We start from the raw sequence: 12,937 nt of genomic DNA on the forward strand, positions 1-12,937 counted from the left end.
ATAAATATTCCTATTCTTCAAAGCCTCAATTTTTCGGGTGCATATAACTTTGCTGCTGAATCATTCAAATTATCGACCATTGGATTTTCCGGACGTACTGCTCTGTTTAAAGAAAAAATGGGTATTAACTTTTATGGCACCCTTGATCCTTATCGACTTGACGGTGACGGTAACAGGCTTGATAAGTTTACTATTAATGATGGATCTCTTGCCAGGCTAACAAGTTTTGGTCTGAACACCGACTTTAGCCTAAATTCTACTGCGCTGAAAAAGCGAAACGAGGCTATTAATAAAATCGAGGCCGGAAAGCAAAATCTATCGCTTCAACAACGTGATGAGTTAAATGCAATTAGCAGGGATCCCAATGCCTTTGTCGACTTTAAGGTGCCCTGGAATATAAGCGCTTCCTATAGTTTCAATTATTCTAAAAATGGTTTAAAGTCAGTTATCACGAATACGCTTAACTTTTTTGGAGACTTTAATGTTACACCCAAATGGAAAGTTCAGTATACATCGGGATACGATTTCCAGCGTAAAGACCTGAGTCTTACCTCTTTTTCAATATATAGAGATCTTCATTGCTGGGACCTTTCTTTCAGATGGTCGCCTATTGGAACTTATAAGTTTTATAGTGTAGATCTCCGTGTAAAAGCGTCTATTCTTCAGGATCTTAAACTAAGTAAACGTCGCGATTTTTATAATAATTTTTAATTTATGCTAGCCGAATTAATTACAATTGGTGACGAGATCCTCATTGGTCAAATCGTAGACACAAATTCCGCCTGGATGGCTCAAAAGCTAAATCTGGCTGGAATAAAAGTCAAACAGATCACCTCGGTGTCTGATGAGAAGCAGCATATATTGAATGCTTTGAAGGAGGCAGCCGGGCGTGTCGATATTATTCTTATCACCGGTGGCCTGGGACCAACAAAAGATGATATAACTAAAAGAACACTTGCAGAATACTTCAATGTGGGATTACGAACAGATAATGATGCACTTGAAAATGTGAAAAACATTTTTTCCAAGTACAAATCTCCTATGCTCGAAACTAACCTCCGGCAGGCTGAAGTTCTTGAGAACTGCACAACATTATTAAATTTGAATGGCACTGCACCCGGAATGTGGATTGAAAGTGGCAATAAGATTTATGTTTCTATGCCTGGTGTACCTTTTGAGATGATGTACCTGATGGAAGAACTGGTAATACCCAGGATCAAGGAGTCTTTTAAATTGCCATCAATAGTTCATCATACAATTTTGACCGCCGGTGTAGGAGAGTCCCAGCTCGCAGACCGGATCTCCATAATAGAAGATTCTCTGCCTTCGCACATAGGGCTTGCATATCTTCCGAAACTGGGAATAGTGAGGCTGCGGCTGAGTGGGCGAGGGTCCGACGCCAACACATTACGAGATGAAATTTCAGTCTACGCGTCCAAAATTATCGAACTGATCAGTGAATTTGTAATAATTGAAGCTGATATACCTCTTGAAAAAGCAATTTTGGATCTTATGGGATCCCAGGGGCTCACTTTATCTACTGCGGAAAGCTGCACAGGAGGGTATATTTCCCATCTTCTGACACAGCATGCTGGCAGCAGCAAGGTTTTCCTGGGCGGAGCGGTTTCCTATTCCAACAATCTGAAAAGTATAATGCTATCTGTATCTGAAGAAACACTTCATGAGTTCGGTGCAGTGAGCGAAGAAACTGTTGTGGAAATGGCAAATGGTGCCAAAACGAACTTTAAGTCAGATTATGCTATCTCTATAAGTGGTATAGCCGGGCCTGAAGGCGGAACGGACGACAAACCTGTGGGAACGGTCTGGGTAGCAATTGCTGGTAAAAGGAATACTATTTCCAGAAGATTTCAGTTCGGGAACAAACGAGCTCAGAATATCGAAAGATCTGCGATCAATGCTCTTGTTCTACTCCATAAATTGCTGAAAGAAGAACAAGCGTAATGAACATGGCCGAAAAAGCTTAGTTTTGTAATCAGACAAATAAATTCAAAACCCAATATGGCCCGATACGAATTAGTGCTTCCTAAAATGGGTGAAAGTGTAGCAGAAGCTACTATCATCAAGTGGATGAAGCAACCCGGCGATTTGATAGACATAGATGAGTCTGTTCTGGAAATAGCCACTGATAAAGTCGATTCAGATGTACCTTCACCGGTAGCCGGCAAGCTTATAGAAAAACTATTCGGAGTAGATGACGTGGTGCAGGTAGGGGCTCCAATTGCGATAATTGAAACCGGGGGTGGTAACGACGTTTTAGAAATAATTAAGGAGCCGGTAGGTGCACAAAGCGATACCAGGATCGAGCAAACATCACAAATAAGCAGATCCGAACAAGTAATTGAAGGCCAACAAAATGATACAGATCAAGTTGGCCAGTTAGCCAATCAGAATGCAACTAATGCCAGCAGGTTCTACTCTCCATTGGTAAAAAGCATGGCTGCCGAAGAGGGTATTCAAATGTCAGAGTTGGATTTAATAAAAGGAACTGGTTCTGAAGGTCGGGTTACTAAACAAGATGTTCTGGATTATATTAAACAGAAAAGTTCAAAAGATTCTGAGCCAGACTCAGTGGCACATAATCTTCCAGATTCAGGACGAGATCAGCCAGAGCCTGAGATGCAGCGTGCAGTTCCGGAAACCAAGGTTCAACCCGCTGTCTCTTTATCTGCAGGCGACGAGATAATTGAAATGGACCGTATGCGGAAGCTCATTGCAGAGCATATGGTAATGAGTAAACAAACTTCGCCGCACGTAACATCTTTTGTTGAAGCTGACGTAACAAATATCGTTCAGTGGAGAGACAGGGTGAAGGGTGAGTTTGAAAAGAGAGAAGGCGAAAAGATAACTTTTACACCAATTTTCATGGAAGCGGTTGCCAAGGCGATCAAAGATCTTCCAATGATTAATGTTTCAGTTCGTGGAACGCAGATTATAAAAAAACGCGACATAAATATTGGAATGGCTGCAGCGCTCCCTTCCGGCAATTTGATTGTACCTGTTATTAAAAATGCGGATCAGTTAAATCTGGTTGGCTTGACGAAAGCAGTGAATGATCTCGCCAATCGTGCCCGGAAATCCCAATTAAAACCAGATGACACATCCGGTGGAACTTTTACATTAACTAATGTAGGAACGTTTGGAAACGTCATGGGAACCCCAATAATAAACCAGCCGCAGGCGGCAATTATGGCTGTAGGGGCAATCAAGAAAAAGCCGGCTGTTATAGAAACCGAATACGGTGATGTAATTGCCATCAGACACATGATGTTCCTTTCCCTTTCTTACGATCACAGGGTCGTGGATGGTGCTTTAGGAGGGTCTTTTGTGAGGAAGGTTGCAGACTATTTGGAAGCATGGGATATTAACCGGGTAATTTAATTTTGAATGAAAATTGGTTTATAGGATATTGAATGAAATACATCCAAAGATTTTTCGTCTGTTTTTTGTGTCTTCAATGTTTGAGCTTTACAGGTTTGGCTCAGGATACACCGCCTTTCTTCAGTGAAATTGAAGCCTTTAAAAAACAGGATATTGTTAATCGTCCGCCCAATAATGCAATTCTATTCGTCGGCAGTTCATCCTTCAGAATGTGGACAAATGTTCAGGAGTACTTTCCTGGGTACTCGATTATCAACCGCGGCTTTGGAGGATCCAGTTTGCCTGATGCGATCAGATATGCTTCAGACATTATTATCCCATACAAACCCAGGCAGGTAGTAGTTTATTGTGGTGAGAACGATTTTACGGCAGACGGTGTGAATGCAGAAATTGTATTTAATCGGTTTACAACCTTATTTGAGATCATACGAAAAGACCTGCCAAAGGCTCACATCTTGTTTGTTTCAATAAAGCCTAGCCCCAGTCGCTTGAAATATTTGCCTGAGATGGTAAAGGCTAATGCGATGATTAAACATTATCTGAATGATAATCGCAAAACCGGTTACGTGGATGTGTATTCAAAAATGTTGCTTGCCGACGGAACGCCCATGCCGGATATTTTCAAAGCAGACAAACTACATATAAACGAAGCTGGCTACGCGATATGGCAAAAAGCAATTAAGCCACACCTTAAAAAGTAGTCTCAGCTGTTTCAAATTTTAACCGGTTAACGTCTTCAAACTTTCCGCTGAGGGCGGCTGCCTGAGCAATAAAGGCACCGTCATTCTCAATGATTCCTTTCTTAGCGATTAACTCAGAAATTTTTATTCCGCCCAGTATATATTTTGATTCAATGCTTTTATGCTGCTCAGCGATAAAATCGAAATTGAGCTTTTCGATTAGTTCGTCGCTTTTATACCTGATATAAACAGGTAGCACATAATCGTTTTGCAGTTTCAGCTCTGAGTCACTGTGATATTTTTTGTATTCATAGCGATAATCATAACGCAGGGCTGCAATATCAGAAAGTACAGCCGATCCGGTGGGATAACCGCCTGCACCTTTACCATAAAACAACTGCTGATCGGCAAATGCGGCTTTAACCGATACCGCATTATATTCATTTTCCACGTTGTATAAAAAATCGCTTTTTGGAACCAGACGCGGAGTTACATATAATGCAATCTCTTGATCATTCAGTTTTTTCGCTGTTGGAACAAGCTTAATTTTGAGATTATGCTCCCTCGCGAAGTGCAGATCGGCAATGGAAAAGTTCTGAATTCCAACGTTTAGTATGTCGTCTGGTTTCACAAAGGCTCCATAAGCATGAGCGGCAGCGATTAAAAGTTTAAATTTTGCATCATAACCTCCTACGTCCAGTAAAGGATCGGTTTCAGCGAAGCCAAGATCCTGAGCTTGTTTTAGTGCGTCGTTATATTCAAGACCTTCATTTGCTATTTTAGACAGAATAAAATTTGACGATCCGTTAAATATTCCACTGATTGAATGTAACAGCTCATTGTCGTAATATTCTTCCAAATTTCTAATTATTGGAATACTGCCGCAAACGGCACCTTCATATAACAGGGAAGTTCCATATTCTTGCTGGATGGCCACAAGTTCTTCAAGATGTTCAGCGATCATCTTTTTATTTGCCGAAACAACATTTTTACCACTTTTCAATGCAGAAGATGTAATTCTGAAAGCAGCATCTGCATCGTTGATTAACTCAACTACTGTATTGATTTCGGAATTGTTTAAGATTTCTGAAGCATCTGTAGAGAATAAATTCTCAGGAAGACTTCTTGATTTTGAGGGATCCTTTATCACAATTTTTCTGATTTCAATATTCAGATCCTTGGTGCTAATGATATCATGCAAGCCTTGTCCTACAACGCCAAACCCAAATAAGCCAATCGTTAGTCTTTTACTCATCTATGCAATTTTATGTAAGCTGATCACTTGATTTTCAGTTTCAGCAATGTTTATAAATGTTCCGATCTCTTTTGTAAGCATTTCGGTTTCTATAAGGAAGCCATCGTGTCCGTAAAAGGAATTTAATTCGACAAAATTAGCTTCCGGGATACTCTGGGCAAGAAACTGCTGCTCAGCCATGGGAAACAAGACATCATTGACAATGCCTATAACAAGCGTCTTAGCTTGAATCTGCCGCAATGCATTAACAATTGACACCCTTCCGCGACCGACATTATGGCTGTCCATTGCCTTTGTAAGATACCAGTAACTATAAGCATTGAAGCGATTAACCAATTTCTCTCCCTGATAATTTTGATAGGACGAAGCTTTGAAATCCCTGGTCTTTTCATTTCCGACTTCAAGTTGTGTTGCACCGTAGGTATCATAGCTTCTATAGGAGAGTAAGGCTATGCTTCGGGCAACTTTTAATCCTTTATTTCCACCATTCAGAGATTGAGAATAAAAAGTTCTGTCCGTTGTGATTGCCAGTCTCTGGCTCTCATTAAAAGCTACACCCCAAGCCGAATGTTGTGCATTGGTAGCTATGAGCACTAACTTTTTTATGCGTTTAGGCTCAAGAATCGCCCATTCCATTGCTTGTTGGCCACCAAGAGAGCCTCCGATCAACAGTCCGATTTCAGGTAAACCAAGATGGTCGGCCAGTATCTGATGGGCGGCGGAGATATCCCTTACAGTAAATTCCGGGAATGAAAGATAATAGGGAAGGCCAGTTATTTCATTAATATGAGTTGGGCTGGTCGTCCCGTAATGAGATCCCAAAACATTTGCGCATATTATAAAGTGTTCTTTCGGATTGAACAAGCAATTATCCCCAAAAAGCCCTTTCCACCAGTCAAAAACATGAGAATTGGCTGTAAGGGCGTGGCATGCCCAAATAACGTTATCTTTCTTAGCGTTCAGAGCTCCAAAAGTATGATAAGCAATCTGCAGGTTATTTATTTTTTTACCGCTTTCAAGCTTGAAGACTTTTTTATGTCTATATAAATATTCAGGGTTCATGTAATTTTAGACTCGCTTGTTTCGTAGTTCTACCTACTTTATGGCAGCAAATGCTTGCGCCAGATCAGACTTTATATCATCAATATGTTCTATTCCCACTGAAATACGTAGTGACGATGCTTTTACACCGGCAGCGGCCTGCTCTTGATCAGAAAGTTGCTGATGTGTTGTTGCTGATGGCTGGATAATTAAGGTTTTTGTATCTCCAACATTCGCCAGGTGACTAATCAGCTTAAGATTATCCACAAATTTCGTGGCTGCTTCTTTTCCGCCCTTAACTTCAAATGAAAGGACTGCACCGAACCCATTCTTAAGATATTTCTTCGCCCTTTCGTGACTAGGGCTACTGGTCAATCCCGGGTATTCAACTTTTTCTACCTGGGGGTGAGCTTCAAGCCACTTAGCCAAATCCAGTGCATTTTCAACATGGCGTTGTACGCGTAGAGATAAGGTTTCTAATCCTTGTATCAACAAAAAGGAGTTAAATGGTGATTGTGAAGGGCCAAAATCACGCAAACCTTCTACACGCGCACGGATAATGAACTGGATATTTCCAAAAGGTCCTCCAATTCCGAATACGTCGCTGAAAATAAGTCCGTGGTAACCCTCAGAAGGTTCAGAAAATTGAGGGAATTTTCCATTACCCCAATTGTAATTTCCACCATCAACAATTACTCCCCCTATAGTGGTTCCGTGACCGCCAATCCATTTAGTAGCAGATTCTACAACTATATTTGCACCATGTTCAAGAGGACGGAAAAGGTAACCTGCTGCACCAAATGTATTGTCAACAATTAATGGAAGGTCGTGACTTTTTGCTATTGCAGAGATTTTCTCAAAATCGGGAACGCTGAAGCTTGGATTTCCAATTGTTTCAAGATAAATTGCTTTTGTTTTATCATCTATAAGAGCCTCAATACTTGCTGGATCATCTCCGTTCGCAAAACGCGCATCAATTCCCAGCCTTTTGAACGACACTTTAAATTGATTGTATGATCCGCCATAAAGAAACGAAGAAGTAACAAAATTATCCCCTAATTGTAAAATGTTTGTTAGTGCTAAAAATTGTGCCGCTTGTCCGGAGGCTACTGCCAGGGCTGCAACGCCACCTTCCAATGCCGCCACACGCTTTTCAAAAACATCAGTTGTAGGATTCATTATCCGGGTGTAAATATTCCCGAACTCCTTCAACGCAAAGAGGTTCGCCCCATGCTCTGAATTATTGAATACAAAAGAAGTCGTTTGATAAATAGGGACTGCACGAGACCCAGTTGTGGGATCAACTTCCTGTCCAGCATGTAATTGTAACGTTTCGAATTTTAAATTTTGTGTTGACATAGCTTATTTTTTTTTGAATTGTTCATAAGAATATCCGTGACCTGGTGCATATTGGATCGGAAAGGTTGTTACCTTAAAGGATCTTTAAGACAACAGGTCTATTGCATTCGTGAGCAACAATTAAACCCAATAGGATATTGCTGATTCGACTTGAAATTAGTTTCTTCTGGTTTGGAAAATACAGGAACTGTAATGCTTTCTCTTTTCATCATTATAAATTTATATTTCCCCTTCGGGACAGGAATTGGCACCTTCCCCGAATGATCGGGGGGTTGTCAGTGGGTCAAAGAGCCTGATCTCTCGCCACTTCTGTATAAATCAATAAACCAGAGCTTATTGAAGACAGATTGGTATTTCTACCAAATATTATTTCAAATATATGTGTTAAGTTATATTGAAACCAAATTAAATTTTTAGTTTTTCTTACCTTCCTGAATATCAGTCAATTGACTTAAAGGCATTTTCAAGATCCTCTATTAGATCTGTGATATTTTCGATTCCAACTGACACCCGGATTAAATTTTGTGGAGTTTGGGTTGCTGGTCCTTCAACTGAAGCACGATGTTCAACAAGGCTTTCAACACCTCCTAAACTGGTTGCCTGAGTAAATATATTTAGATTTTTAAGGACCTTTATCGCCTCGTTGGCGCCGCCTTTAACTAAAAAGGAAAGCATGCCACCGAATGAACTCATTTGTTGCTTAGCAATTTCATGACCCGGATGAGCCTCCAGGCCGGGGTAGAAAACCTTATCAACGTATGGGCTTTTATCCAGGAAGTCCGCAAGCAGGATGGCATTCTGGTAATGCCCCCGCATCCTGTAAGGCAAGGTTTTTATTCCTCTCACGGTCATATAACAATCGAAAGGGGATGGGACTGCCCCCCCAAGTACCTGTATGGCCCTGATCTTTTCCCAGGCAGAGTCTTTTATTGATGTTACCAACACACCGCCCAGAACGTCGCTATGGCCGCTGAGGTATTTAGTAGTTGAATGCATTACAAAATCACAACCCAAAGACAGTGGTTGCTGAAAAATAGGTGTGCTGAATGTATTATCACATGCAACCTTGATATTATTATCCTGAGCTAGTTTTACAAGAGCTCTAAGATCGCAGATTTTCAAGAGAGGGTTAGAAGGTGTCTCAATCCAAATCAGTCGCGTTATTGGTCGTATGACCTCCCTGACTGCTTGCAAATCAGTCATATCCACAAAGTCGACTTCCAAAATGCCGTCGAATACCTGAAGAATTTGGTTACGTAGACCATGGTACATGTCGTCCGGGGCAATAATATGTGCACCCGGACCTAGTGATTGAAAGAGGGCTCCGGCTGCAGCATTTCCTGATGAGAACGCGCATGCATCTTGTCCACCTTCCAGCTTTGCTATGACGTTTTCCAGAGATCTTCTATTTGGGTTGTCCATTCTCGAATAGACATACCCTTGCGGATAGCTACCATCGTCTGCTCGTTGAAATGTGGTCGATAAAGCGATAGACTGGATAACAGCTTTGGAATGTTCGTCAATTTTGTTGCCTGCGTGTATGGCTATAGTTTCAATCTTCATTATGGATTTATTTAGGTAAATCAGGCCATTTACTATCCTGATAAGCAGGCAAGATTCTATTCTAACAGGGGCTCAATTTACAATTCCACTTTCAACTTTCCTCTCTCTCCATTCAAATCAATATCTGTTGAACTATTCAAGGCATATTATTACATGCTTTTACAAGGAAATGATACTGGATAAGCACACATATCGTATTTTTGTGCAAAGAACTCTGAATGAACTCTGAATTAAGTTTTAATATTCTTTTATCTGATAAAAATCTACCTGCGGATCTTAGGTCTGTTGCCGAAAAAGTAAAATCTGGAGAGCGTATTTCTTTTGACGATGGTGTTTTGTTATTTGAGAAAGCTGATCTGGGATTTCTGGGTGTTTTAGCGAATTTCATCCGGGAAAAGCGACATGGAGCTAAGACTTATTTTAATCGTAATTTCCATATCGAGCCTACAAATCTTTGCGTGTACGACTGCAAGTTTTGTTCCTATTCTGTACTTATTAAAGAACGTTCCGAGGGCTGGGAGTACACCATGCAGGATATGCTGGATATTGTAAAAAGATATGATGATCAGCCAGTAACTGAAGTTCATATTGTAGGTGGTGTTCTTCCTCAATATGATGTGACATTCTATTCCGAATTATTCAAAGCTATTCAAAGACATCGGCCTGAATTACATATAAAGGCTTTAACCCCTGTAGAATATCATTATATTTTTAAAAAGGCAAAGTTAGATTATGCCACGGGCATGAAACTAATGAAAGATTCAGGTCTCGACTCTATCCCTGGCGGCGGGGCAGAAATATTTCATCCCGAAATACGAGTTCAGATTGCGAAAGATAAATGTACCGGCGATCAATGGCTTGAAATACACGAAGAATGGCATAAATTAGGCATGAAGTCTAACGCAACGATGCTATATGGGCACATTGAACAATATTGGCACCGGGTCGACCATATGGAACGACTTAGGACCCTGCAGGACAAGACAGGTGGTTTCCAGACGTTTATTCCATTAAAGTTTCGGAATCAGGATAATCAAATGTCGCATGTACCGGAGGTTTCGGTAATAGAAGATCTAAGAAATTATGCCGTTTCACGTATTTACCTGGATAACTTCGATCATATAAAAGCTTATTGGGCAATGATCAGCAGGAGTACTGCGCAATTGTCGCTGAATTTCGGTGTTGATGATATCGATGGTACTTTAGACGATACAACAAAAATATATTCAATGGCTGGAGCGGAAGAACAACATCCTGCTATGTCCACCAGGGAATTAGTCGACTTAATAAAGGATGTGGGAAGGCACCCCCTTGAACGTGATACCCTATACAACGTAATTACTGATTACCAGAATTATAAATTCCCCGAAGAGGAAAAACCTAAGTTTTATAAATTGCCTGTTCTGAATTGAAGAAAACATTATACATTATCCGACACGGAGAAACGGACCTCAACAAAAGAGGAGTAGTACAAGGTCGTGGCATGGACACCGATCTCAACGGTAGAGGGTGGGATCAGGCAGAGGCTTTTTATCGGATTTACAGAGACATCCCCTTTGATAAAATTTATACTTCGACGCTAAAGCGAACGCATCAAACAATTAAAAAATTTATTGATAAAGATATTCCCTGGATCCAGTTCCCGGGCCTCGACGAGCTAGGTTGGGGAATCTATGAGGGTTTAGAAAGTAACGATTTTATAAAAAACGAGTTCATTAACATCCTTGCTAAATGGAATTCTGGCGAATTGAATCAAAAATTCGAGCGCGGAGAAAGCCCTTTGGAGGTCAAAGAACGTCAGTTAGCGGTACTTGAAAAACTAATTGAAGATAATAACGACCAAAATATTTTGATTTGCATGCATGGTCGCGCCTTGCGATTATTCCTTTGTTTGTTAACAAACAAACCCTTGACGCAGATGGATTCGTTTCCCCATGCCAACACCACTCTTTACAAAGTTGAATATAATGGGTCGGAATTCCATATCGTTTCTTTTAATGACACCGATCACTTAACCTTTCTCCCGATTAGTTTTGAATAAAATAAAGGTATCTGCGGTTTCCTACACAAATAGTAAACCCTTTGTGTATGGATTAATGCATTCCCGGATTTTAGATCAGATTGATCTATCATTAGATATTCCTTCAGATTGCGCATATAAACTAATTAACAATCAAGTAGATATAGGATTAGTACCTGTAGCTGCATTGTTAGAACTTCCTGATTATAAAATCGTTTCAAACTACTGCATTGGCGCCAACGGTCCGGTTGATTCGGTTTTCATTTTTAGTGATATACCGATAGAAGAAATACGCACAATCAGGCTGGACGAACAGTCGCGAACCTCAAATAACCTTGCCCGGATCTTGTTAAAGAACTATTGGAACTTAAGGCCTGAAGTAGTTGCTGATAAATCCGCAGATGCATTTGTTCAGATCGGGGATCGCACGTTTGGAAAAAAGAGTTTGTACTCCTACAGATATGATCTGGCGGAGGAATGGCAGAAATTTAATGGTTTACCTTTTGTATTCGCTATTTGGGCAGCCAATAAAGAAATTCCGGACAGTTTTCTTTTAGAGTTTAATTCAGCGCTGAAATATGGCTTAGATCATCGCAAGGAGATTATTGAAAATATTGCGTCGAAAGCGAATTTTGATTTCAGCGATTATTTAATCAACAAAATAGACTATACGCTCGACGCGAAAAAGCTTGAGGCATTGCAGCTGTTTCATCAACTTATAAAAGAACTTTAAGCGCATACTAATTCAACCTGCTTAGTACAACTTGTATAGCATTATCAACAGTTTTGGCGGGATTAGCTGAAAATTGGAACGTTGTTCGACTGGCTAGTATGGCATTTACAGATAATGCTTTGTGCCCTAAAGCTTTAGCTAAGGCATAAATTCCCGCAGTTTCCATCTCAAGGTTAGTTATCCTGTAATTTCCTGATTTGAATGAACCAAAGAGTTCAACCAGATTAGGAACAGCCTTTTTCGCCCTGACTTCACGTCCCTGCGGCGCGTAAAATCCCGGAGCTGTGAGTGTAATGCCTCGTTGCATATTTTTTCCAACGACATCCAAAAGGGTATTATCAGCAGCAGTTAGGTAGGGTGAAATTCCTTTAATATGCTGAAAATGCGATTTTAGAGAATCGAGTAATTGATGTTCATCACCAGAAATATCATGTACATAATAATTCATCAAGGCATCCAGGCCGAGGCCAAATTCCGAAACCAGGATTGAATCCATCGGGATATCATTTTGAATTGCTCCTGACGTTCCAATACGTATAATATCAAGGCTTTTCAGCGTGGTGTTGGCTAATCGGGTTTCAAAATTAATGTTAACTAACGCATCGAGTTCGTTCATAACGATATCCACATTGTCCGTTCCAATACCCGTTGAAATGACAGTTATCCTTCTTGCTCCTAAATATCCTGTATGCGTTATAAATTCACGCTTACCTTTGCGCAATTCAATGCGGTCAAAATACTTGCTGACATCGCCAACCCGGTCGGGATCGCCTACTGTGATAACTGTATCTGCAATATCCTCAGGCAACAAGTTAAGATGGTAAACGCTACCGTCTTCATTAATTATGAGATCGGTTTCTGATATAGTTTTCATCAATTCGGCTAAT

12 protein-coding genes and 1 riboswitch are annotated in these 12,937 nt (G+C 40.5%); of the genes, 7 read left to right on the top strand and 5 right to left on the bottom strand.

Features of this window, described 5'->3' with window-relative positions; translation table 11 throughout:
- The 4 genes from ACLL8Z_RS13355 to ACLL8Z_RS13370 all read left to right on the top strand — a co-directional run.
- On the top strand, positions 1-711 hold a 711-nt coding region (locus tag ACLL8Z_RS13355), incomplete at its 5' end, for a putative LPS assembly protein LptD (protein WP_411275284.1).
- A 3-nt stretch (positions 712-714) separates the two neighbouring features.
- On the top strand, positions 715-1,962 hold the full coding sequence (locus ACLL8Z_RS13360; protein WP_411275285.1) for a competence/damage-inducible protein A: 1,248 nt from the start codon (positions 715-717) through the stop codon (positions 1,960-1,962).
- 57 nt (positions 1,963-2,019) lie between these two features.
- Positions 2,020-3,399: a dihydrolipoamide acetyltransferase family protein gene (locus ACLL8Z_RS13365; RefSeq protein ID WP_411275286.1), complete on the top strand. Its 1,380-nt coding sequence runs from the start codon at positions 2,020-2,022 to the stop codon at positions 3,397-3,399.
- Between the two features lie 32 nt (positions 3,400-3,431).
- Positions 3,432-4,100 (top strand): GDSL-type esterase/lipase family protein, encoded by a 669-nt coding sequence (locus ACLL8Z_RS13370; RefSeq protein WP_411275287.1) that lies wholly within the window; start codon positions 3,432-3,434, stop codon positions 4,098-4,100.
- Here ACLL8Z_RS13370 and ACLL8Z_RS13375 read toward each other — a convergent pair.
- The 4 genes from ACLL8Z_RS13375 to ACLL8Z_RS13390 all read right to left on the bottom strand — a co-directional run bounded on the left by ACLL8Z_RS13375 (position 4,090) and on the right by ACLL8Z_RS13390 (position 9,297).
- Entirely contained in the window at positions 4,090-5,334 is a 1,245-nt protein-coding gene (locus tag ACLL8Z_RS13375; protein ID WP_411275288.1) for a homoserine dehydrogenase, read from the bottom strand. The two genes, ACLL8Z_RS13370 and ACLL8Z_RS13375, sit on opposite strands and share 11 nt — an antisense overlap.
- Entirely contained in the window at positions 5,335-6,396 is a 1,062-nt protein-coding gene (gene metX, locus ACLL8Z_RS13380; protein WP_411275289.1) for a homoserine O-acetyltransferase, read from the bottom strand.
- Between the two features lie 33 nt (positions 6,397-6,429).
- On the bottom strand, positions 6,430-7,734 hold the full coding sequence (locus ACLL8Z_RS13385) for an O-acetylhomoserine aminocarboxypropyltransferase/cysteine synthase family protein (protein WP_411275290.1): 1,305 nt from the start codon (positions 7,732-7,734) through the stop codon (positions 6,430-6,432).
- Positions 7,735-7,950: 216 nt separating this feature from the next.
- Positions 7,951-8,054: riboswitch (SAM riboswitch) on the bottom strand.
- A 118-nt stretch (positions 8,055-8,172) separates the two neighbouring features.
- Positions 8,173-9,297 (bottom strand): trans-sulfuration enzyme family protein, encoded by a 1,125-nt coding sequence (locus ACLL8Z_RS13390; RefSeq protein ID WP_411275291.1) that lies wholly within the window; start codon positions 9,295-9,297, stop codon positions 8,173-8,175.
- Between the two features lie 218 nt (positions 9,298-9,515).
- On the opposite strand from ACLL8Z_RS13390, the gene mqnE reads away from it, so the two are divergent.
- Genes mqnE through ACLL8Z_RS13405 form a run of 3 tightly spaced genes read left to right on the top strand, consistent with a single transcriptional unit; the run spans position 9,516 to position 12,050 of the window.
- Positions 9,516-10,709, top strand: a complete 1,194-nt coding sequence (mqnE, locus tag ACLL8Z_RS13395; protein WP_411275292.1) for an aminofutalosine synthase MqnE — start codon at positions 9,516-9,518, stop codon at positions 10,707-10,709.
- Positions 10,706-11,338 carry a histidine phosphatase family protein gene (locus ACLL8Z_RS13400; RefSeq protein ID WP_411275293.1) on the top strand — a complete coding sequence of 211 codons (633 nt, stop codon included), beginning with the start codon at positions 10,706-10,708 and terminating at the stop codon, positions 11,336-11,338. Before mqnE ends, ACLL8Z_RS13400 begins: the two co-directional genes overlap by 4 nt.
- Positions 11,331-12,050, top strand: a complete 720-nt coding sequence (locus ACLL8Z_RS13405) for a menaquinone biosynthetic enzyme MqnA/MqnD family protein (protein WP_411275294.1) — start codon at positions 11,331-11,333, stop codon at positions 12,048-12,050. Before ACLL8Z_RS13400 ends, ACLL8Z_RS13405 begins: the two co-directional genes overlap by 8 nt.
- Positions 12,051-12,057: 7 nt before the next feature.
- Here the strand turns inward: ACLL8Z_RS13405 and ACLL8Z_RS13410 are convergent, their stop codons facing one another.
- A complete protein-coding gene (locus ACLL8Z_RS13410) occupies positions 12,058-12,924 on the bottom strand; it encodes a nucleoside phosphorylase (protein WP_411275295.1) in 867 nt (288 codons plus the stop codon).
- Between the last annotated feature and the right edge of the window lie 13 nt (positions 12,925-12,937).

Origin of the sequence: Daejeonella sp., from assembly GCF_046590655.1 — a bacterium.
Taxonomy (GTDB): domain Bacteria; phylum Bacteroidota; class Bacteroidia; order Sphingobacteriales; family Sphingobacteriaceae; genus Daejeonella.